Genomic DNA, 20,769 nt, shown 5'->3' with positions numbered 1-20,769 from the left:
GATTTCCTTCTCATTGTTTTTGACATCATGAGACAGCGCTGTCAAAGATGGAGACGGTGGGACGGGGGGATTGGATGCAGGTTATTCGAAACTTTTTTCCACGGTTAATTTTGGCCAATCTGAGAGCCAATTTTTAGACTGAATGCGCTGGTGGAATAGGGTGATATCGCGCTTGGGATTAGGCGTGATTTTTAACGCGAGAAGGGATTCAAATCCAAACGAAGAGATACAGTCCAGTGTGTGATTGTCATTGATACGAATTGCTATGGCAGTTTCTTTCTCCGGCCAGAAACTCATGGCATCCAGAATACTCTGATAGGGTTGGTCACCATTTCTCACGTGCATTTTAGCTTGGTTACGCACCTGCCAGTTGAGCGTGGGCATGATGGCTTTTAGCTTTAGTTCATATGTTAGATAGGCATTTTTATCAGATTCATCAGCATCAAAATAAATGACATCGACATCATTAAGTGGCGTTGTATTTTCTTTTTGATGGAGGCGATCCCAAACCAGATTTCGGATAAAGCCCGCGGCAAGATAACCGTTGGGTAATTTGAGAGAGTGAACCGCCTTGATCGCCTCCATGCGCAAGGCGTCTTCTTGAATCCAGTCAATGATGGTTTGCATCGTCAGTTGTTTGGGTATTAGAAAATATCTGATGAGTGAATATTATCACTGAAGTTAGAAAAGAACGCCTGTCATGGTGAAAACCACGGGCAGGCGAACGTTTGCAAAGAGGGGTTAAAGAAGCTTATTGACCTGAATAAAATCAGACAGCTTGTTGGCGATATCCTTGTGTTCTTCAGCCGTTGGGTGCCAAATGCATCCTTCCAGCGGCGACACAAAGGTGTGGCTATAAATACCTTCATGACCTTGGGCAGTGAGCCTTTCAATCGCTTCGTCGGTCGCTGGAATAATGTAGTCATAAGGATACGCTGGGCGAGGCATCAAAATGACATTTACGCCGCTGTAGCGCTGGCGAAGGTCACCGACAAACTCAACCATACGTGCTGTCCAGTCTGCTTTCACTTCCTCAATATCCGCCCAAGGTTCATGGGGCTGAGGATCGGTGCTGAAATCATTGGTGCCCACTTCTACAACGATAAGATTAGGATATGTGTCTTCGAAGTCATGGGTGAGTCCAAATACTGCGCTGGCCTTGTCGGCGTAATAAGTAAGATTATGATAAGGCTGGTTACCGCTCCAGTTTCGGATCAGCCCCAAGCCTGAAAACGACACTTGCGTAATGCTGGCATTCAACACTTCGCCGGTTTGATAGGGAAAAGCGAGTCGGGCGTTGGATGACGCGTACACCTCTTCCCAAGTACATTCGCGCTTATTTGATTCACTACCGAAACCGGCACTAATGGAATCCCCAATAAACAGGATATGGGGTTGTGTTTCCCAAACCCCTTGCAGGCCGCCATCGTGATCAAAAGAGATCACCTGAGCCAATGTGTCATAGTTTTCAGTTCGTTTAATGATTTCCACCAAGACGTTTTGTGACTTGTCGCTTTCAAACAGGGTAAATGTCTGTGGTTGATTGCCACGGTTGGTGAGAAGTTTTTGAGTGAACTTCCCATCAATTAATACATCGAAATGATCGCCATTTCCTATTAGGGTGAGTTTCAGCATACTGCCGCTAAATTGCGTTTTGACTGACGTTCCTGGCCAATTGAATTGAACGGTACCGCCAGAATAATCTTTAACAGTACGACCCTCATAATTGAGGGCATGGTGGGTGGCAGGTACAGAACCAGCAATAGCATTTCCGGCTAGTAACAATAAAGAAGCGCATCCGAGTTGTTTAAGCATTTTTTTGTCCCATTTGAATGGTAAGCAAAGACCCTCTTCAGAAAACGGACGACTCACTTCCCAACTCTGAAATGCGAAGGCGGTGACGAGAAAGATTTAATATCTCAAGCTCATCAATTGAAAAGCCAATGACGGAATTTGCTGCGGTAAATGATCGGAAACTTGCTGGGAGTAGGGTTTAGTAAGCTGACAAGTCAGTCAGAATACACTTAGATATGAGATGCTTCGAAGAGTAAAGAAAAATAAATGAAGCCCGTTATGGGCTCCATAATTCTATGTGCAGAGCGTTTTCACTCAATTTCAATGATCACATTTTACCAAGTTTAAAGCTGCTTTGGGACACCATCAAAATATAAGAAAACAGGCCTAATTAAGCCATACATCGCATATCGCATCTGTCCATGTGTTTCTTAATTTGGTGCTCACTTCATCATCAAACAGTAAGCCCTCAATTGAGTCGACGTCGCATCGGTCCCGATATTTTTCAAAAATTTCACGGGTTACACATTGCGCCTCATTTCTCAGTGCGTCGCTGATAGAGTCGCCTACGCGCAGTTGTCCCAATACGTCTACTGCTTGCATGTATTCTAAGTCCATGTTCCCTCCCCTTTCGGGAAATATTCCACTAATACCAATGTCCCAAATATATAGATAAAAGACAGGTGTCTACTTATTAATAATTTGTTGTATTAATAGTTGGCGTATATTTAAAGTTTCGTCAAATAATTTGTCAAATTAATATTAGGGGTGTTTTCAATATGAGACAAAATATTAATGGATTATGCGTGTGATTGCATTTCTTGCTTTTTATCTGAATAGCGCTGGATGAAAAACGGGAAAGGGAATGAACTTTGGAGGAAGGTGTTGACGGCCTTTTTCAGCAAATGCAATCTTGTAATTATTATATTTTTACGAAAAGCCCTGCTGATCAGCAGGGCTTGGCAAGAAATTAATAAAACTATTAATCTTCGGATGTCGCGCCGATTTTGTGAATAGCTAAGTCAGCACCGTTATATTCGTCTTCTTCGCTCAGGCGAATACCCGCCGCTTTTTCCGCCAGAGTATAAACAATCCAACCACCGACAAATGCAACAACGACACCGGCAATTGTACCGATGATTTGAGCCATCAAGCTAACACCACCCAAACCACCGAGCGCTTCTGAACCGAAGATACCTGCCGCGATACCGCCCCAAACACCACAAACGCCGTGAAGTGGCCAAACGCCCAACACATCATCAATTTTGAAGCGGTTTTGGATCAGGGTGAACAGCCAAACAAACAACACGCCAGCCACACCACCAGTGATCAGCGCACCGATTGGGTGCATCAAATCAGAACCGGCACAAACGGCTACAAGTCCTGCTAAGGGACCATTGTGCAGGAAGCCAGGGTCATTCTTGCCAGCAATAAGGGAAGTGACGATACCGCCAACCATCGCCATCAGGGTGTTCACGGCAACCAAACCGCTGATACCGTCCATGGTTTGTGCAGACATCACGTTAAAGCCGAACCAACCCACAGTCAGGATCCATGCGCCAAGTGCAAGGAACGGAATATTGGAAGGTGCAAAGGCAATTAGCTTGCCGCCGCGGTAACGGCCTTGACGCACGCCAAGAATCATAATGGCAGCCAGCGCAATCCATCCGCCAACAGCGTGAACAACGACTGAACCAGCGAAATCGTGGAAAGGGGCACCAAAGGTTGCTTCTAACCAATCCTGAAAACCAAAATTACCGTTCCAGATCAGTCCTTCGAAAAATGGATAAACAAAAGCGACGATAGCTGCGGCAGCAATCAACATAGGGTAGAACTTTGCACGTTCAGCAACACCGCCGGAAATGATGGCTGGAATCGCCGCGGCGAAAGTCATCAAGAAGAAGAACTTCACCAGTTCATAACCATTACCTTCGGAAAGTACGCTGGCGCTGCTGAAGAAGTTAACGTCGTAGGCAACCCAGTAGCCAATGAAGAAATAGGCAAGAGCTGAGAAGCCAAAATCGGACATAATTTTCACCAGGGCATTTACCTGGTTGCGATGGCGGACGGTACCCACTTCCAAAAAGGCAAAGCCTGCATGCATTGCCAAAACCATGATGGCACCGATCAGAATAAAGAGCGTGTTCGCGCTTTCTGACAGCGTTTGAATCGCGCTACTAATATTTTCCACGTTGTAATTCCTCTACTTCCTTGAGATTGCTTTCCTTGCTGAAGAGTTGCTTCTTCAGGCCGCAGGGGAATAAGCACAAATCGTGCCCGTGTGAACCAAGGGTGTGCAACATAGCGCTAATTAAGTGCGTAATGTTTTTAATTTATTGATATTTAATGATTTAGATGTGCACCGTAAAGAAACTATCTATCCTTCTATCTCCAAATTTAATGCACAGAAATGCTTCATTATGGTGCGATGGTGCAATGGATATGCACCATGAAAGTGCGATAAATATGTGTTGAACAGAGTTTGGGGCAGGTAGTTGGTATTTTATTATTTCTGCCTATATATCTATCCATAAAAAGACGAATGGAGGAGATTATCAACGAGTTAAATTATGTCTGAGCACTTATGTATTATTAGTCTGTAGAATCATAAAGCTCATTAAAAACAGCATTCTATGAAAATATCTTGCCAGCTGTCTAAATTCTGCGCATTATGGAAGGATGTTTAATTTTTATGACATGTTAAGGAGAGAAATGAAAGAACATACGTTCACATTAGGTAGGCGGACAATTCTTGATGCCAATGCGCCGGAGTACCATTGGGTGCAAATGCTTCATGCCGATGGCATGGAAAAAGAAGCCATTAACACCACGATTATTCGGTGCTTGGGTGGCGATGTTCAAATCGCAGATGTCTTCCGACAAGTCGCGCTTAGCGAACTTCCACCAGCGGCCTTGCTCAAACTGATTGTTCCTGAAGACTGCCACTGGGAATAACAGGCGATTCGCCTTGAGCCATTAGTCCTTTTTCTGATTACGCATTCAATGCTTGGCGAATAAATCCTTTATGCTTTTCAAGTCGCGCTTTCGCTTCTTCGGCGTCAATGCCAGCCAGAATCATTAAGATCGCGGTTTTACAATGACGGCCGCATGCTTGAAGAGCGATTTCTGCTTCTTCCGTACCGACACCTGTTGCCTCGACGACAATGTTGACCTGACGCTGCACCAACTTGGCATTGGTGGCTTCAACATCCACCATCAGGTTGCCATACACTTTGCCGCTTCGGATCATCGCGCCTGTCGTGAGCATGTTCAGCACCAGCTTTTGCGCCGTCCCTGCTTTCATTCTTGATGAGCCAGTCACAATCTCAGGTCCCACTACAGGAAGGATGGCAATATCTGCTTCATCTGCCATCGCGCAGACAGGGTTACAAACGATCGCCGCAACAGTCGCACTGACAGACTTGGCGTACCTCATGCCACCTAGCACGTAAGGAGTGCGGCCGCTGGCTGCAATGCCCACCACCACATCTTTAGCGGTCAGGTTCAAATCCACCAAATCCTGTTTGCCGAGTTCTACATTGTCTTCGGCGTTCTCAACTGCTTTTAAAATGGCTTGATGACCGCCAGCAATTAAGCCCACCACAAGTTCAGGCTTGGTGCCGTAGGTTGGTGGACATTCGCTGGCGTCCAAAATACCCAAACGACCTGATGTGCCTGCACCCATATAAATCAGTCGGCCCCCCTCCGCAAATGCTTTAGTGATGGCGTCTACCGCCTCGGCGATTTGTGGGAGTTGATCTTTCACTGCGAGCGCGACTTTTTGATCTTCCTGATTAATCACTTCGAGCATTTCCAGCGTGGAAAGTTTGTCGATTTCTGCGCTTGCGGCATTACGGCTTTCTGTGACCAGTCGGGTGAGATCTATTTTCATCAGTAGTGTGCTCATTTATCAGCGGATTTTTGTGAGACCAGTATTCCTGAAGCGCAGGTATAAACTCAAGGAAAAAGGCATTTTTCCCATGCTTGAACCGGGCCTTATGACGCTTGGTTTTTATACCCAAACAACCTGATGATGCATGATTCAGCGAGTTTGACTGGCGTTGTGATCGCGGCGTCCCTTTGTAGGTGTAGTCATCTCCATCAAAAAGGGACAACAACGAGTACGACGCCAGTCAACTCGCCCGAAGGGCGGGCCTCAGTGCGCCCACTTCTTCGTTAAATTCCACAGAAAAAGAACCACTATTCCTCGTAAAATTTGCCTCGAATTGAACGCATTGATGACCTCTGAATGCGAGCATCTCCAGGTCGTTTGGGTATACCATCAATATATTCGATTTTAACGAGTAGCAACGTGAATGGTCATTTCCGTTAGGATGCTTGGACTCTCCCTTCTTTTTCTGTGGTAGAGCGTTATGCATTGCAAATTCTTCGATCAGCACAAGTGCCGTTCATGTGAGTTGAGGGGTGCTCCTTACACCCAGCAAGTCTCTGACAAAGACAACGCGCTGAAATCCCTGTTTGAGAACCGACTGCCAGAGTAGTGGCTATGGCCGGTATTGAGCAAAGAAACGGGCTGCCGCAACAAAGCGAGGATGGTGCTGCTGGGGGCTGCGCACCAACCTGTGTTGGGTGCAGACGTGAAGTCGGGGGATAACCTTGAAATGGTGAGCCTGACCCATTGCCCACTCTACACCGAAGATATGACCGTATTGCTGGATTACCTGCAAGATTGGATTCGCACCTCCGGTATTCCGCCTTATAACAAAGCTAAAAGGAAAGGCGAGCTTAAATACATTTTGCTGACCCGCTCGGCACATTTTGGTGAGGTCATGCTGCGATTTGTTATGCGAAGCCGCGATGCAATGCCGCGCGTGGAAGCAAACTTAGTGAGGCTTCGTGAGGCGTTTCCGAAAATCCGTGTGGTGTCGGTTAATTTGCAGCCCGTCCACATGGCGCGTCTTGAAGGCGATGAGGAAATCTTCCTCACAGAAGATGAACACCTTATCGAGCTATTCAACGACGTGCCGTTGGTGGTACAACTTAGCGAGTTGGCACCTAACACATTATCTATTCCAGCTGTAATCCAGAAACGCTGAAAGCCGATGTCGATGGTTGGGTGAACTACACCGTCAAACGTCTGCAATGGTTTGATATGTTCCCACACACAGAACATGCCGAAGTCATGGTGCTTCTGGAAAAACACTGACCCTCCCTATCTTTCTTCTTTCAGCCTGCTTCGGTGGGCTGAATATGTCTTTTCGTTCTCCATTGGAGAACAATCATTTCATCTTAATACTGTTTTTCCTCAACTTAATAACACCTATTGTTAGCCCATCAGCAAATTACACAGCTTGGAGGCACGGCAATGGGCTTATTGGTAGATGGTGTTTGGCGCACCGATTGGTATGACACCAGCAAAACAAACGGACGCTTTACACGAAAGGCGCCGAGCTTTCGAAACTGGATCACGAAAGATGGTTCGGCAGGGCCAACAGGCGAAGGCGGCTTTGAAGCAGAGCCGGGTCGTTATCACCTTTATGTTTCACTGGCGTGCCCTTGGGCGCATCGCACACTGATTTTCAGAAAGCTGAAAGGGCTGGAAGCGATGATTTCCATTTCGGTGGTCAATGGCTTTATGGGTGATGACGGATGGACCTTCCTGCCGGGTGATGATGTGGTCGAAGACGCGATTTACGGCGCGACCTATTTGCACCAGGTGTATACGAGCGCATTACCGGATTACACCGGGCGTGTCACGGTGCCAGTGCTTTGGGATAAGAAGACCGGAACCATAGTGAGCAATGAGTCTTCAGAAATCATTCGTATGCTCAACAGTGCATTTGATGACGTCGGCGCGCTTCCGGGTGATTACTACCCAGAAGCACTGCGGGAAACCATCGATGAGATGAACGATTTTGTCTACCCGAACATTAATAACGGTGTGTATCGCGCTGGGTTTGCGACCACGCAGGAGGCTTACGATGAAGCAGTGGAAGACGTATTCAGTGCACTGGACAAACTGGAAGCGCATCTGGCGACCAATCGCTACCTCGTGGGTGGGCAGCTTACTGAAGCAGACTGGCGTTTGTTCACCACACTTATCCGATTCGATGCTGTTTATGTCGGACACTTCAAGTGCAGCCGTCGCCGGATCAGTGAATACACAAACCTGTCAGGCTACCTTCGTGAGCTCTATCAGTTCGCGGGTATCGCAGAGACAGTAAATATCGACCATATCAAGGCGCACTATTACGTCAGCCATGAAACGGTCAACCCAACCCGCATTGTGCCGATTGGCCCGGCGTTGGATTTCGATGCACCGCACGGACGTGAAAACGTCGGCGCTGCGCAGTAAGGAGGTTAGAGATGGGCAAGTTAATTGAAGGCCGTTGGCTCAACGATGACCAACTGCGAGAGTGGGAAGAAAAACAGTATTCAGAAGCAAATGGACGTTTCGTTCGCGGCGTGGCTAAGTTCCGCAATTGGGTCACCGCAACGGGGGAAGCCGGGTCAAGTGGTGAAGCTGGTTTTCAAGCCGAAGCAGGTCGATATCACTTGTTTGCAGCACTGAACTGTCCATGGGCGCATCGCACCCTGATTTACCGCAAGGTCAAAGGACTGGAAAACGTGGTGGGTTTGTCGCTGGTGGCACCGCTTCGCACCGAGCAAGGATGGGTGTTCGATAACACCGAGGAACGCTTTACCGACAATTTGCTCGGGCTTGAAGCGATGCACCAGTTGTATGTGAAGTCGAATCCTGATTTTACCGGCAGAGTCACGGTGCCCGTGCTTTGGGATAAAAAGACCCAAACCATTGTGAGCAATGAATCGTCAGAAATTATCCGCATGTTCAACAGTGCGTTTAACGAGATTACCGGTGATACGCAGGACTTCTATCCGGAAGCGTTGGCTAAAGAGATTGATGACACCAACGACTGGATTTTCAACACGGTCAACAATGGCGTGTACAAATCCGGGTTTGCTCGAACGCAGGATGCGTATGACGAGGCAGTTACTGCGTTGTTTGCATCACTTGAAGAGATTGAAGGGCGTCTTGGTAAGCAAGCGTTCTTGCTGGGTGATGCCATTACCGAAGCAGACTGGCGATTGCTACCGACACTGGTGCGCTTTGATGTGGGTTACTTCACCGCCTTCAAGTGCAACCTGAAAGCACTGCGGGATTACCCAAATATCTCAGCGTATTTGAAAACACTGGTTCAGCAGCCTGGCGTGAAAGACACCATAGATTTGGATGTTTATCGCCGTGGCTATAACTCGAAAAGTCCACTCAGAAATCCGCACGGCATTGTGCCCGTTGCGCCATACGTGAGCTTTCTAGATTAAACCAACAGCAATCAACGCAAGGAGGATTCACTATGTTGTTCTCAACCAAAAACAAAGAAAGACGCTTTAACGCGGCAACAGAAATGTCTGCGTTGGTCAATGACGAAATGCAGCGCGACAGCGCATTCCACCCGAACCTTGGTGGTGTTACCAAAGGCGGTATGTCGAACCATTACCCAATGACGATTATGTCGCTGCAGGGGTTAGGCGCGACGGATAATGAAATCAAAGCATTTCGCAGCAGCTGGCCACGTTACCGTGCACGTATTGAAGAAGACCTTCACCTGCGCGATACCGGTGTCGTGACCGAAGAGAATTGGACGGAATACCTGGGTAAAGCGGAATACCTTGCCGATTTCCAACGCCTTTTCTTCGAAGGGCAGGAAGCAGCGAACGACCAAACGGCGTATCTGATGGGCGTACTTGAAAAACTGCAATACGCGCTGCCAATGGGTCTGTTTCATCCGATGATCCGTTTGAGTTTTGCCATTATGCATGGCGACAAAGGGTTGATTGCAGATGCCTTGGCGTACTGGGCGATCCGTTTTGAGGATATGTACAAGCGCATGCTGCCGCCACGCATTGATATGTCAGCACAGTCTATTACTGCAGAAGAGCAATGGCTGAAAGTGCATGCTGCCAAACCTGAAATCACCCGTTTCGGTGGTAGCTTGCAAATCTGCGAGATGCTCTGCTCAGATACCGTGCTTCATGATATTTCGGTAGCAGATGAGTTCTTTATTACTGAAGAAAACATCGAGCTGAAGATGCGTGAAATTGGCGACAGGGCGATCGGTTTATACCTGTATGAACCTGCGTTGACAACGCTTCATGCCGTTACAAGCTTCCAGGCGTTGGCAGACATCACCAAGCGTGTGTTGGCAGAAGGGAATGGTTATCGTCCTTTGTTGGCTGAACTATGGCAACGTTACTGGATATGGTTAACGGGTCTTTACATCGAGAAGGGTTATCCGAAAACCCTGCCGACGTTGGATGAAGATGCGCTGGCTTACGTGAATGCCATCGATTGGGCAGACATTGCCAGTGGAATTCGCAAAGTGCCGGAAGTGCATGCCATTAAGATGGTATTCAGCTGCAAATGGCTGTTTGAAGAACTGGATGCAAATCCGTTATTTAAAGCATCAGCCATCAATGTGTTGGCGGATCACACCCATGTGAAGCCAGTGAAATTGAGCTGATAAATTTGCAGATCTGCAAAAATAGAGGTGTAAATAAATGAGCGGGCATTGCCCGCTCTTTTCAATATCGGTTTTTGCTTAGTGCTTTTACTTTTTCATCTCACGGTTTGGATTAAATCTAAGCCCCTTCAATCCAGCCCGACAATCGCTGTGCTTGCACATAAGCATTAAAGCTATTTAGGACTCTTTCATGGGCCCGCTGACCCATTTCGACTCGCTCGTTAAACGTAAGCTGAGCAAATTGCGCCAAACTCAATGCCAACTGTTTTACGTTCTTCTCACTCACAAGGTAACCCGTATCTGGCGTCACGATTTCTTTGCAGCCCATGATATTGGTTGTAATAACGGGGGTACCTACTGCCATGGCTTCTTTGAGAACCAGTGGACCAGTATCAACACAACCTGTTTGTGAAAAACAGAATGGTGCAACTAAGCAATCGTAATCGGCAAGGTGTTCTTTAACCCATTGGTGGGGCTTCGCGCCGAGAAAGGTTATTTGCTCGGAAAGGCCTTGCTCGCTAACTTGATTGGCCAAAGTTTCTTGCATATCGCCAGTTCCCACAATATCGAGCTGAAACTCAATGTTGTCTTTCATAGACGCCAAGGCTTCTATGAGGTAATTCACACCTTTTTGCTCAACCAAACGCCCCAAGAACACGAGGCGTAGTCGAGATGAAGGCTGCTTATCGCGAAGGAAAAATTTGTCTGTTTTGACACCACAGTGGAGTAATTTGACGTTACCACTTGCTAGATTATCGAACTCATCGAGCATGTCCTGGCAAACGGCAACAACAAAGTCACTCGCTTCGATTTTACTCTTGATATCAAATGCTGCTTCATACACATCGTGCCCATGCGCTACAAATGAACAACTGATATTGAGCAGTTTTGCTGCAACAACGGCATGCGCAGCGGTATGCTGAGCAAAATGAGCGTGAACATGTTCAACCTTGTTCGCTGACAACTGCAGTGCCAGTTTCAGGCCATGGTAGAACAAAGAGCGCTTGGGTAAACCAGCTTGGTTGTAGACGAAATTCATTGCTTGTCTAAACCCTCGTGGAGAGACTTTACGCAATAGTGTCCAGTCAACATTCTGCCCAATTTTTGCTAAATCGTAGCTGAAACTTTGCTCGCTTTTGTTGATGTCAAAGGCAAGCACCATCACCTCATGACCACACGCTTTAATTGAATCTACTTCGGTTTGAATGAACGTTTCACTTAGGACAGGGTAAGTAGGTGCAACAAAGGCCACTTTTTTCATTGGAACGCACTCGGTCTGCAATTTTTTCCTGTGTATTTATGTATCAGCAAATAAAATGCCAACTAAAATTAGTTTTATTTATTAATTGGTTAGCACTTAGAGAGGTTAACAACACTCTGAGAGAAATATGTTTTTCGTATATTGACACTCAAAATGAAACTTTTCGGTCCGCTGAGGTGCTTTTTTGAATTAATTTTAATTATATCAATGCTTTAAATTAATGGCATGCTCTGTGCAAATGTCGGTTTTTCGTTTGGCATCAGGAGCACACAATGGACAAGATTTCAGTGATTACTCCCTCTTACAACTGTTTGCCTTTTTTACCTACAGCGACGCAAAGCGTACTCAACCAGACCCACAAGAACCTCGAGCTGCTGATTATTAACGACAACAGTAGCGACGGTACGGATAAGTACTTAAACACTATGACAGACAGCCGGATACGTGTGTTTCACACTGCCGTTGGAGGCGCGGCCAAAGCACGCAACATAGGTATTCAGCATGCTACGGGCGACTACATTGCCTTCCTCGACGCTGATGACTTTTGGCACCCCGACAAATTGTCACTTCAACTGAACTTACACAAACGTTATCCAGATATCGCATTGAGCTTCACTAACTACGAACACTTGGATGAAGCACTCGAACCTATTATCGACTGCTTTGCTTACTGGGGCCATTATCAAGATGACAGCCAACAAGGTCTGCGTATTGAAAAAGCGCTTGAGACGATTCTTATCAATAACATCATTGGCACATCAACCGTGATGCTTAGCCGACATCAGCTTACAGAGCCGATTTGGTTCAATGATACGTTGAGCTATGGTGAAGACTGGGATTTGTGGCTCAGAGTTTGCGAACAGCACCCTATTGGTGTGCTCAACTCGGTGCAAACTGCTTACCTGATGCGGCAAAGTTCATTAACGCAAACTCAAGAAAGAAAACTGAGTAATTTGCAGCATGTAGAGCGAATATTTGACCAATATTGTTGCAAACATCTCCACAAACAGATTTCACCCCAAGCACTGCCAAAAGGCAAAGCGTTCTTGCTCGAAGGCTATGCGGACTACTATCGCAGCAGGCAACAGTACGCCAAAGCCATCTGGCATGGACTGAACTCACTTCGCCTTGATATGCATAGACGCAGGGTTCGTAGCCTGTTGGGCGATTGTCGAAGTGCACTCAAATTGGCTTGGTAAATTGCTATGGCTTGGATGACACAATCTTTCTATTACGCCATCGGCATCGTCATGATGAAGGGGATTTCATTATTAATGTTGCCCTATCTGACGCATAAATTGTCGTTGGTGGAATATGGCTCGTTGGAGTCATTGGTCTTGCTGGCAGATGTTGGCACTATCTTATTCAGTTTTGGGATAGTTGATGCTATGTATCGCTATGTGGGAACTGCAGAGGGGGAGCGACGTACTCAATTGGTTTCAAACTGCTTTTCGCTCAGTGTCATTATTTGTCTGCTCTGTGGCGTTATCATCCTGACGAGTACACCGTGGTTGCTCACTCTGATGCCGATAGAGTTTAAATGGTATCAGATTGCGCTATTGTTGATCCCCACTATGCTCGATGGCGTTATTGCCATCCCCCTCACTTTGATGCGCATGCAAGCACTTGCTAAGCGTTTTTGCTATCTCAATGTCATCAAAGCCACTTTACAAGCTGGTCTGACTATTACTTTGCTTGAAGCGGGTTATGGAATAGATGGGATACTGATCTCCAGTGCCATTTCGAGTGTCTTTTTGACCCTTTGCTTGGTGGGTTATCAAAGCAAACAGATGGGGCAATTTGGTCATCTCGCAGATTCCAAAATGCTCCTTTCTTTTGGGGCTCCAGTGCTAATTGGAACCGTCTCTATTTATCTTATTCAAGGTGCTGACCGATGGTTCCTTGCCCATGGTGTTGGTGTGGAGCAGTTGGCTGTTTACGCGGTTGCGGCGAAGTTTACTCTGATCTTAGGTTTGCTAATGCAACCCTATGCGCTTTGGTGGTTTCCTAACCGAATCCCAATGCTGCAGCAGTCCGATGGTAAGCGACAATGTGCTGATAAGACGATGCTTGGTGTCAACCTTGGCATTATCTTGGGAACCTTGATTATGCTGACTGCTCCCGTTGCAATTGACTGGTTGTTACCCGAAAGCTACAAAGGTTCGAGTACCTTAGTCATATTTTTACTGGGTATCGCGATGATCAAGAATGCGGGGGATTACATTAATTTAGGCTGCTATAGCGGTGACTCTAGCCAAGCTCAAATGTGGATACAAGCAAGCTGCGCTTTGGTAGCGATGATCGGCTATATGTTGCTTACGCCACAATGGGGGGTAGTTGGAATTCTTGCAGTACTCTTCAGCGCCTACACACTGCGATTGGTTCTTTTCTACATGGTCAGTCAACGAAAGCAGACGCTTCCCTACAAACATAGCAAGTGGCTTATCTGTGCGGGTATTTCAGTACTTATGCTCACACTCAATAGCGTCTTGAATGACTGGTTAATTGACCTTCCAACTCTTTTCGTTACGCTCCCGGTTGTTGTGATAACCATGGCGTTATATCTCAAGTCCAACATCGTAGGTGATGGTACAAAATGGTTGATTAAAATGCGGTTGAAAAGAGGCTTGGTTCATTAAAGCTAGCCTGTTCAGTGAACGTATTCGTGATAAACACTAAGCGTAGTTTACGAAAACAAGGTCAGAGTGATTGCTAAAAAAGAGCGGGCATTGCCCGCTCTTTTCAAGTCAGAAGTTTTATTAACGCTTTTGCTTTTTCGCCTGGTTGGTCAGGTCGAAATCAAACTCATCTGGGAACAGCACTACACCTTCCAGATCGGTATTTGGGAAAGCCACGATAGAAAGCTCATCGTCCAAAAGGCCATTGGTCCAGCGGCTATGCCATTTATTCAGCCCGATTGGCTCTGGTTTACAATGTTCCCACTCGCCGGTTGCCCATTCTTGTGCGAATTCTTCATTCGGCCATACTGGCACACAATCTTCGTCTTCGGTGTTGAGCATCACACAACCATGCTCATCGGTCAGGATCCAGATTTCTCGGTTTTCTACCACTTCCTTGACCAGATATTTGTAACGTTGGTCTACGTCGAATTTCAGGATTTCAGCAATGCGTTCCTGAGTCAGCGTCTTTGCCATTTTGATTTCCACCGGGCAATGAGAAAGGAATGCAGTATATCTCAATCTAAGTGGCGTGGCGCTAGGGGCTGCAAAAATCATCACCAAAGGTCTACAGCTCCTAGTGGTGTGCGATACCACTGAGTAATTTGGGGTGCTGCTGTAATAGTGATGACGCAATGCGGTCAATTTCCTGAATCCCTTGTATGTCACTCAATAGCCTTTTCGGTGGTTGGCTGATGGAAAGGGTATGAATGACCTCCGTGGGAGGGCGGCTTAAAAACCAGATTTCATCTGCCAGTGAAATTGCTTCACGAAGATCGTGGGTGACAAACACCATAGTCGATTGTTGGCGCTGCCAAAGCGCAATAAGTTGTAGCCTAAGTTGATCGGCTGTTGGGGCATCAAGCGAGGTAAAAGGCTCGTCTAGCAGCAGTAGTTCTGGGTCATAAACGAATGCCCGGGCAATACTGACTCGACGCTGCATGCCACCTGAAAGCTGAGCAGGATAGCTATCCAACTTATCAAGAATCCCCATGGCACTGAGCGTTTCCTGAATGGCGGGATTGTTCTTCCCAGCTATCAGTTCAAGGTTTTCCTCGGCAGTGAGCCAAGGCATCAACCTCGGCGATTGGAAAATGTAACCCACCCTCGGTTTTTCTTCGGATACATTAGAAAAGCCGATCTCTCCTTTTTGTGAGTTTTCCAACCCCGCAATCATGTTGAGTAAAGTAGATTTACCACAACCAGAAGGGCCAACAATCGCGGTGATTTTCCCAGGTTTAATTTGACCACGCAGTGAGCCCAGCACCGGCGTTTCAGAGCCATAGCTTTTTTCGTCGATATTCAGCGTAATCGAAATCATGCACGACCCCTTGAAATCACTTTGTCGAGAGGGCGGAAAAGCAGAGATTCGAGCAGGAAAATCACGGTGACGAAGGCAAAGGTGTAGGCAAGAATGCCGGCGATATCGAAGAACTGGAACATGGTGTGAAGTTTGAACCCGACGCCATTGCTGCGACCCAACAGCTCAACGACCAGTACGATTTTCCAAATCAGCGATAAACCGGTGCGAGCCGATGCCATGATGTATGGGTAAAGCTGGGGAAGGAAAACGTTGAAAAAGCGCTTGGTCGGGGAGAGGCGGAAAACCTTGGCGACATCCATCAAATCATTATCAATCACCCGAGCACCTTCTCGGATCATCGCGACGACTGTGGGGATTTTGTTTAGCGCAACGGCGGTGACTGCGGCGGTTTCTACCAAGCCAATACTCAGGTAACAAAGCAATATGGTTACGAGAGCGGGGATATTGAGCGCAAGAATCAACAAGGGATCCGACAGCTCATTGAGCCTTGGAAAGCGACCCATCATGATGCCAAATATCACCCCGAGCACCATGGAAATAATGAAACTCAGAAACACCCGCCAAAGCGTGATGCCAAGATGAGAAAGCATCTGCTCATTGAGTAGCTCAAAAACAAACGCGTTGTAGACCTGAACAGGCGTTGGATATTCGGCGCTGTTAACCAGCGCCGCTGACCACTGCCAAAACACCAGCAGCAGAACGGGGAGTAGGTAGCGTTGATAGCTCGATAAGCTCACTCGTTAGCTGTTCCCGTTTATGGCTTTAGCCAGAATGTGCCGTCACTCAGTGTGGTTGACTTACCCACCAGTTTCGGCCCGCCTTCTTTGGCGAGAATATCGAAGATTTTTGCGGCGGCATTCAACTGCTCCTCACCAAACGTGCCCGAGAAGCCGCGCCGATAAGCAGTTTTAAGCGCATTGAACACCTCGTCATTCTCTGCCTTGGTGAGTGGCTTGATGACATCCCATTCTGCATCGGAGGATCGCAACATAGCTCTCGCTTCGGCAGATGTTTTCAAAAACGCTGAGACCAAAGATGGATTCGCATTCGCCCACTTCTCATCGAACACCCAACCAAGCATAGGCACTTGAGTATCGATCCCCAAGCCTTTGACGATTTCATCAAGACTGATAACAGGCTGGAACCCTGCCGCTTCGAGTCTTGCGCCGTAATGCCAGAAGTTAATTCCGACCGGGACTTTGTTTTGCATCAGAAGCTTGTTCAACAGTGGAGGCGCAACGAACTGTTGTTCAGTCAACGCGCTGATTGCTTTGTTTTCTTTGGCTTCGCAATAGGCTTGGTAAAGGAGCCAGGTTTTGTCGACCGCGCCACCTGCGATGCCGAGCTTCTGACCCTCAATATCGCAGGGTGAAGAGAGCTGAATATCGGCAGCTGCGAACATACCGCCTGCCGTCGCAGAAGTGGGTGAGAGGGTGTAGGTTTTGCCCGCTGCACGTTGCCTACTGACCCAGACCCAATCAGAAAAAATAACGTCGACAGCCTCACCTTGTAGCGCGACGGAAGAGGCATTCTTGGAAGCCAGAGGTGTGATATCAAGGATAAAGCCTGCTCTTTCATCCAGCTTGTGACGTTTAATAACATCCATTTCCCAGTTAATGGTGCCGAACTTCAAAACCCCAACTTTGACCACAGGGAGGTCTTTCGCGAGTGCTGATAAAGATACTGCCATCAGTGTGATAGCCAAGAACAGACTGCGTATTAACCTAGTAAGAGAGATGCTGACCATAACTGCTTAACCTCTTGATTCCGGTGGGAACAGATTTAAAGCTAAGCAGTTAAGTGTTCATGCACAATGCTACTTTGTGACGAAAAAACACTTTACCTGCACTGCAAAGGTGTACTTACGGATACGCTTCCGTATGCTGAGTAGCGAATCCCTCATTGGTAAAGGAATACCTATGCCTGACATTGCGAAAACCCCTAAACCCCCTTATTACGCGGTGATATTTACCAACGTAAGAACTGATGTTGAAGATGGTTATGGCGATATGGCTGAACGCATGGTTGAACTGGCCGCTCAGGAGCCAGGTTTTCTTGGCATAGAATCAGTCAGAGATGGTTTGGGGATCACGGTCTCCTACTGGAAGGATCTCGACTCCATCAAACAGTGGAAAGCGAACGTTGAGCATGTGGGAGCTCAGAAGCTTGGGCGGGAAAAATGGTATGCCGCATTCACGACCCGCATCGCTAAAGTAGAACGCGACTACAGCCTTTAGATACATTGAGTAATGGACGGGTAGAATAGAAGTGAAAGGCTGGGGGTCTAGTCTTTCTCACTGTGTAGGGTTTTAATCTTTACCATCCGTTTCTTCAGTGCCTTTTGAAGGGTGTTCTTGTCGTAGGGTTTCATGCCTTTCCATGTTTGGCATTCTTCGCGTGTGCGGCCACACCCCAAACACCACCCTTTGGGGCCAGAAAAATCACACACATCAATACAAGGACTTTGATTCCGCTTCATCGTTATCTGTCCTTCAAAGCTCACTTAATGTCTGCTCAATACCGCCTTCAAGTTGTCGGAGACGGTTAAATTCTTCATACAGCTTTTGTTCGAGATTTTTGAAGTTGAGAGGCAGGTTGCGCTGACAAATGTGATAACCGCTCCCTATGGTTTGATAGCCTTTCCAGCCCTTGATTTTCTCACCTTCAAGATCCATAAATTTGCGGACAAATTCAGATTGTGAAGGGCAGTCTTCTTCTGCGTGCATACAGATAGGAAACTCTTTCTGCTTTAACTGCGGCGCTTCGATATAGGTTTCAAAGTGGATGCCGCCTTGAGCCTCATTGTGCCAATTTTCCTTATAAAGCTGCATGTACACGCCACGGTTATAGATTTCCCAACCATCATCAAACCATGACGACTGCCGGAGCATTTTCTCGAGATTCCGGAAAATAGGTTTAATGTCTTTCATTCATATATCCCTTGAAATACAGACCCAACGCGAGCATCTAACATGCTTCTCTATGGTCTGGATGAGCATCCTAGCCAAACTGATTTGTTATGTTATAACGTAACTTATCAATGGCGCCAAATAGGTGTCAATAAGCGAGGGAACAACAAAAGCAGTGAGAACGGAATAGAGAAGGTGAATATCGAAAATGTCTCTTTAGTGTGACGCGTCTGGAGTCTAAATTGGTACAGAAATGATACCCTCCAAGCCAGGTTTTCAGCTTGCGAATGGCTCCGAATCAGCAAGCAATTTGCTTCAACAATGAAAGGGAAATGAATGAGAATTGCCGTTATCGGTTTGGGTGATATTGCTACTAAAGCCTACCTTCCTTTGCTCACCCGCATGCCAAATCTCGAACTTATCTTTTGTACCCGCAACCCAGAAAAACTGGCAGCAGTCGCTAGCGAATATCGCATTGCGGAAACCTGCCGCGATTATCGCGAGCTGGTAAAGATGAATATCGATGGTGTGATGATCCACACCAGCAGCGAGACGCATGCTGCTATTGCAACGTTCTTTATGGAGCAGCATATTCCCGTTTTCGTTGATAAGCCTGCCACGCTGAATTTTGCCGACTACCAAAAGCTTCATGATTTGTCAGAGCAAAAATCCGTCCCTTTGTTAGTTGGCTTCAATCGCCGCTACATTCCACTTTGGAACACGCTGGTGGGCCGAGCTGATCTTCGAACGCTTACATGGCACAAACATCGACTCAATCTGACAGGCAAAGCACAGGACTTCATTTTTGATGACATGATCCACGTGATTGATTCGCTCAATATCCATGGAAACATTGATCAGCAAGACATTCAGGTGGTGTGCCAGAAAGCGGGCGATGAAATCGCCATGATCAACCTCTCCTGGGAAGAAAATGGCACTCTGTTCAATGGCCAAATGAACCGCCAGTTTGGCAAAACCTGCGAGTCAGTGTCGTTGGCCTTTGAAAACGAAGCTTATCAATTTAACGGCTTCCTGAAAGGCGAGAAATTCGAAAACGGCGTCACCCAAACTGTTGAACTGGCAGATTGGACAGATACTCTCGAAACCAAGGGCTTTAAAGCTATGCTGGAAGACTGGGTGAGTGTGGTGGCATCAGGCCGAATGGATGAGAAAGCTCAGCAACGAAACCTGTCGACCCATGCGTTTTGTGAGTGGTTGTTGGTGAAAGTCAGGAATTAGCTTCGGCTTTCGACTTCAATAGGCTGGAGTAAGCCTATTACCAATACTGAAATCATCAAGGTTGACTTCAAAGTGCCAATCTTGGAAATGACCAACCAATTCTGAATATGAGGCAACAACAGCTATGCCACTCTTAGATGAAGGATGGGCAACGATGTATTGATAGGAAATATCTTCTTCTGATGGGGTAATTGACGTAACAATATTTCCATCTAAACCTAGCACCTTTGCATCTAGATGGCCGCTTGGTAAGTACTCCATAGCAACAATTAGTCTGTGGGATTGACTAAAAACCGCGGCGCCAGAATTTGAATAACGGAACATTACTTCTTTATCATCATGCACCCATGTGCTGAACTTAAAATCTACATTTTTAACTATCACTTAATTTGTCGCTCTGCTGTTACCTCGAGATGTTTCATTTTCTCTACCGAACTACGAGGCAGCAACAGAGCACTGCTAACGATAAATATGCAGACTTCTCTATAACATTGATTCCTTTGATAATTTATTTATCTTTTCTGAGAGTCCTAATCTCATATCGATTTTCGATGTCCATGTTTCCACCTGAACTATCAATTATGATGTTTCGACATGAAAATTCGTCATAATGCTTTTGTTGAGAGTGGATGATGTCTCCACATGTCATGCATCCTTAATAAACGTCACGGACTGTTGATTAAGAAAAAATATCTTAGAAAGTTAAATTTATTCAATCCATCTTCCTAAATTTGACTTGCTAATAATTTCCTTATATTTAACTGAGTCTATTAAGTTTTTTTCATAAAGATTATCCAATATCTCCTCTAGTATTTCAAAGTCTTCTGAACATCCTGTATTATTAATAAGTATAAGAATGCACTTATTGAATAAATTAACAAATTCAGTGTTGCTGATTATTTTTTTCTTCAATTCATCATGCTTTTCTAATATGAATTTTAAGACGTCATATTTTGATGATTTGTTTTTTTCATACTCTTCATCTTCATCGTAAGATTCAAATTTCATAGCTATATCAATCTGATTTGAAAGTTGTTTTATTTCTTCATCAATGTTCATT

General features: G+C 46.3%; 22 protein-coding genes and 1 pseudogene. 9 read left to right on the top strand and 14 right to left on the bottom strand.

Going from position 1 to position 20,769, the window contains the following annotated elements; genetic code table 11:
- Nucleotides 1–81: 81 nt before the first annotated feature.
- The 4 genes from K6Q96_RS24225 to K6Q96_RS24210 all read right to left on the bottom strand — a co-directional run bounded on the left by K6Q96_RS24225 (nt 82) and on the right by K6Q96_RS24210 (nt 3,985).
- Nucleotides 82–627 (bottom strand): nucleotidyltransferase family protein, encoded by a 546-nt coding sequence (locus K6Q96_RS24225; protein WP_251880970.1) that lies wholly within the window; start codon nt 625–627, stop codon nt 82–84.
- A gap of 114 nt (nt 628–741) precedes the next feature.
- Nucleotides 742–1,815 carry an SGNH/GDSL hydrolase family protein gene (locus K6Q96_RS24220; RefSeq protein WP_251880969.1) on the bottom strand — a complete coding sequence of 358 codons (1,074 nt, stop codon included), beginning with the start codon at nt 1,813–1,815 and terminating at the stop codon, nt 742–744.
- Nucleotides 1,816–2,181: 366 nt separating this feature from the next.
- A complete protein-coding gene (locus K6Q96_RS24215; protein ID WP_251880968.1) occupies nt 2,182–2,412 on the bottom strand; it encodes a hypothetical protein in 231 nt (76 codons plus the stop codon).
- 364 nt (nt 2,413–2,776) lie between these two features.
- Nucleotides 2,777–3,985: an ammonium transporter gene (locus K6Q96_RS24210; RefSeq protein ID WP_251880967.1), complete on the bottom strand. Its 1,209-nt coding sequence runs from the start codon at nt 3,983–3,985 to the stop codon at nt 2,777–2,779.
- A 521-nt stretch (nt 3,986–4,506) separates the two neighbouring features.
- On the opposite strand from K6Q96_RS24210, the gene K6Q96_RS24205 reads away from it, so the two are divergent.
- Nucleotides 4,507–4,749, top strand: coding sequence for a hypothetical protein (locus K6Q96_RS24205; RefSeq protein ID WP_251880966.1), 243 nt, complete (start codon nt 4,507–4,509; stop codon nt 4,747–4,749).
- 37 nt (nt 4,750–4,786) lie between these two features.
- On the opposite strand, the gene murQ is transcribed toward K6Q96_RS24205, so the two are convergent.
- Nucleotides 4,787–5,686 carry an N-acetylmuramic acid 6-phosphate etherase gene (murQ, locus tag K6Q96_RS24200; protein ID WP_251880965.1) on the bottom strand — a complete coding sequence of 300 codons (900 nt, stop codon included), beginning with the start codon at nt 5,684–5,686 and terminating at the stop codon, nt 4,787–4,789.
- A gap of 481 nt (nt 5,687–6,167) precedes the next feature.
- On the opposite strand from murQ, the pseudogene K6Q96_RS24195 reads away from it, so the two are divergent.
- From K6Q96_RS24195 to K6Q96_RS24180, 4 genes and pseudogenes are all read left to right on the top strand, one after another.
- Nucleotides 6,168–6,961, top strand: a pseudogene (locus K6Q96_RS24195) (class I SAM-dependent methyltransferase).
- A gap of 159 nt (nt 6,962–7,120) precedes the next feature.
- Nucleotides 7,121–8,110, top strand: a complete 990-nt coding sequence (locus K6Q96_RS24190) for a glutathione S-transferase family protein (RefSeq protein WP_251880964.1) — start codon at nt 7,121–7,123, stop codon at nt 8,108–8,110.
- Between the two features lie 11 nt (nt 8,111–8,121).
- Complete coding sequence (locus tag K6Q96_RS24185) at nt 8,122–9,099, top strand: glutathione S-transferase family protein (RefSeq protein WP_251880963.1); 978 nt, start codon at nt 8,122–8,124, stop codon at nt 9,097–9,099.
- Nucleotides 9,100–9,131: 32 nt separating this feature from the next.
- On the top strand, nt 9,132–10,298 hold the full coding sequence (locus tag K6Q96_RS24180; protein WP_251880962.1) for a questin oxidase family protein: 1,167 nt from the start codon (nt 9,132–9,134) through the stop codon (nt 10,296–10,298).
- Nucleotides 10,299–10,416: 118 nt separating this feature from the next.
- On the opposite strand, the gene K6Q96_RS24175 is transcribed toward K6Q96_RS24180, so the two are convergent.
- Nucleotides 10,417–11,559, bottom strand: a complete 1,143-nt coding sequence (locus tag K6Q96_RS24175; protein ID WP_251880961.1) for a glycosyltransferase — start codon at nt 11,557–11,559, stop codon at nt 10,417–10,419.
- Nucleotides 11,560–11,831: 272 nt separating this feature from the next.
- Here K6Q96_RS24175 and K6Q96_RS24170 point away from each other — a divergent pair, with 272 nt between their 5' ends.
- A complete protein-coding gene (locus K6Q96_RS24170) occupies nt 11,832–12,758 on the top strand; it encodes a glycosyltransferase family 2 protein (RefSeq protein ID WP_251880960.1) in 927 nt (308 codons plus the stop codon).
- A 6-nt stretch (nt 12,759–12,764) separates the two neighbouring features.
- Nucleotides 12,765–14,198, top strand: coding sequence for a lipopolysaccharide biosynthesis protein (locus tag K6Q96_RS24165; RefSeq protein ID WP_251880959.1), 1,434 nt, complete (start codon nt 12,765–12,767; stop codon nt 14,196–14,198).
- Nucleotides 14,199–14,318: 120 nt separating this feature from the next.
- Here K6Q96_RS24165 and K6Q96_RS24160 read toward each other — a convergent pair whose 3' ends face one another.
- The 4 genes from K6Q96_RS24160 to K6Q96_RS24145 form a co-directional block, all read right to left on the bottom strand.
- The gene (locus K6Q96_RS24160) at nt 14,319–14,714 is read right to left on the bottom strand and encodes a DUF2750 domain-containing protein (RefSeq protein WP_002540717.1); all 396 of its coding nucleotides are present in this window, start codon (nt 14,712–14,714) and stop codon (nt 14,319–14,321) included.
- A gap of 100 nt (nt 14,715–14,814) precedes the next feature.
- A complete protein-coding gene (locus tag K6Q96_RS24155; RefSeq protein ID WP_251880958.1) occupies nt 14,815–15,558 on the bottom strand; it encodes an ABC transporter ATP-binding protein in 744 nt (247 codons plus the stop codon).
- The gene (locus K6Q96_RS24150; RefSeq protein ID WP_251880957.1) at nt 15,555–16,298 is read right to left on the bottom strand and encodes an ABC transporter permease; all 744 of its coding nucleotides are present in this window, start codon (nt 16,296–16,298) and stop codon (nt 15,555–15,557) included. Before K6Q96_RS24150 ends, K6Q96_RS24155 begins: the two co-directional genes overlap by 4 nt.
- 17 nt (nt 16,299–16,315) lie before the next feature.
- Nucleotides 16,316–17,266, bottom strand: coding sequence for an ABC transporter substrate-binding protein (locus K6Q96_RS24145; protein ID WP_251880956.1), 951 nt, complete (start codon nt 17,264–17,266; stop codon nt 16,316–16,318).
- A gap of 214 nt (nt 17,267–17,480) precedes the next feature.
- On the opposite strand from K6Q96_RS24145, the gene K6Q96_RS24140 reads away from it, so the two are divergent.
- The gene (locus K6Q96_RS24140; protein WP_251880954.1) at nt 17,481–17,798 is read left to right on the top strand and encodes an antibiotic biosynthesis monooxygenase family protein; all 318 of its coding nucleotides are present in this window, start codon (nt 17,481–17,483) and stop codon (nt 17,796–17,798) included.
- A gap of 47 nt (nt 17,799–17,845) precedes the next feature.
- Here K6Q96_RS24140 and K6Q96_RS24135 read toward each other — a convergent pair whose 3' ends face one another.
- Both K6Q96_RS24135 and K6Q96_RS24130 read right to left on the bottom strand, forming a co-directional pair.
- Nucleotides 17,846–18,040 (bottom strand): DUF1289 domain-containing protein, encoded by a 195-nt coding sequence (locus tag K6Q96_RS24135; protein WP_165018664.1) that lies wholly within the window; start codon nt 18,038–18,040, stop codon nt 17,846–17,848.
- 13 nt (nt 18,041–18,053) lie between these two features.
- Complete coding sequence (locus tag K6Q96_RS24130; protein ID WP_251880952.1) at nt 18,054–18,491, bottom strand: hypothetical protein; 438 nt, start codon at nt 18,489–18,491, stop codon at nt 18,054–18,056.
- A 315-nt stretch (nt 18,492–18,806) separates the two neighbouring features.
- Between K6Q96_RS24130 and K6Q96_RS24125 the strand changes: the two genes are divergently transcribed.
- A complete protein-coding gene (locus tag K6Q96_RS24125) occupies nt 18,807–19,709 on the top strand; it encodes a Gfo/Idh/MocA family protein (protein ID WP_251880950.1) in 903 nt (300 codons plus the stop codon).
- Between the two features lie 15 nt (nt 19,710–19,724).
- Here K6Q96_RS24125 and K6Q96_RS24120 read toward each other — a convergent pair whose 3' ends face one another.
- Complete coding sequence (locus K6Q96_RS24120) at nt 19,725–20,093, bottom strand: hypothetical protein (RefSeq protein ID WP_251880948.1); 369 nt, start codon at nt 20,091–20,093, stop codon at nt 19,725–19,727.
- A 324-nt stretch (nt 20,094–20,417) separates the two neighbouring features.
- A complete protein-coding gene (locus tag K6Q96_RS24115; RefSeq protein WP_251880946.1) occupies nt 20,418–20,768 on the bottom strand; it encodes a hypothetical protein in 351 nt (116 codons plus the stop codon).
- Between the last annotated feature and the right edge of the window lies 1 nt (nt 20,769).

The organism is Grimontia kaedaensis (assembly GCF_023746615.1).
GTDB classification, from domain to species: Bacteria; Pseudomonadota; Gammaproteobacteria; order Enterobacterales; family Vibrionaceae; genus Enterovibrio; species Enterovibrio kaedaensis.
This window is presented reverse-complemented; position numbering and strand designations above follow the sequence as displayed.

Bases quoted from the DNA above. Each gene is read 5' to 3' on its own strand.
- K6Q96_RS24215 (WP_251880968.1), bottom strand. From the start codon at position 2,412: ATGGACTTAGAATACATGCAAGCAGTAGACGTATTGGGACAACTGCGC.
- murQ (WP_251880965.1), bottom strand. From the start codon at position 5,686: ATGAAAATAGATCTCACCCGACTGGTCACAGAAAGCCGTAATGCCGCA.
- K6Q96_RS24165 (WP_251880959.1), top strand. From the start codon at position 12,765: ATGGCTTGGATGACACAATCTTTCTATTACGCCATCGGCATCGTCATG.
- K6Q96_RS24185 (WP_251880963.1), top strand. From the start codon at position 8,122: ATGGGCAAGTTAATTGAAGGCCGTTGGCTCAACGATGACCAACTGCGA.
- K6Q96_RS24225 (WP_251880970.1), bottom strand. From the start codon at position 627: ATGCAAACCATCATTGACTGGATTCAAGAAGACGCCTTGCGCATGGAG.
- K6Q96_RS24130 (WP_251880952.1), bottom strand. From the start codon at position 18,491: ATGAAAGACATTAAACCTATTTTCCGGAATCTCGAGAAAATGCTCCGG.
- K6Q96_RS24180 (WP_251880962.1), top strand. From the start codon at position 9,132: ATGTTGTTCTCAACCAAAAACAAAGAAAGACGCTTTAACGCGGCAACA.
- K6Q96_RS24205 (WP_251880966.1), top strand. From the start codon at position 4,507: ATGAAAGAACATACGTTCACATTAGGTAGGCGGACAATTCTTGATGCC.
- K6Q96_RS24175 (WP_251880961.1), bottom strand. From the start codon at position 11,559: ATGAAAAAAGTGGCCTTTGTTGCACCTACTTACCCTGTCCTAAGTGAA.
- K6Q96_RS24220 (WP_251880969.1), bottom strand. From the start codon at position 1,815: ATGCTTAAACAACTCGGATGCGCTTCTTTATTGTTACTAGCCGGAAAT.
- K6Q96_RS24135 (WP_165018664.1), bottom strand. From the start codon at position 18,040: ATGAAGCGGAATCAAAGTCCTTGTATTGATGTGTGTGATTTTTCTGGC.
- K6Q96_RS24160 (WP_002540717.1), bottom strand. From the start codon at position 14,714: ATGGCAAAGACGCTGACTCAGGAACGCATTGCTGAAATCCTGAAATTC.
- K6Q96_RS24115 (WP_251880946.1), bottom strand. From the start codon at position 20,768: ATGAACATTGATGAAGAAATAAAACAACTTTCAAATCAGATTGATATA.
- K6Q96_RS24125 (WP_251880950.1), top strand. From the start codon at position 18,807: ATGAGAATTGCCGTTATCGGTTTGGGTGATATTGCTACTAAAGCCTAC.
- K6Q96_RS24155 (WP_251880958.1), bottom strand. From the start codon at position 15,558: ATGATTTCGATTACGCTGAATATCGACGAAAAAAGCTATGGCTCTGAA.
- K6Q96_RS24170 (WP_251880960.1), top strand. From the start codon at position 11,832: ATGGACAAGATTTCAGTGATTACTCCCTCTTACAACTGTTTGCCTTTT.
- K6Q96_RS24140 (WP_251880954.1), top strand. From the start codon at position 17,481: ATGCCTGACATTGCGAAAACCCCTAAACCCCCTTATTACGCGGTGATA.
- K6Q96_RS24190 (WP_251880964.1), top strand. From the start codon at position 7,121: ATGGGCTTATTGGTAGATGGTGTTTGGCGCACCGATTGGTATGACACC.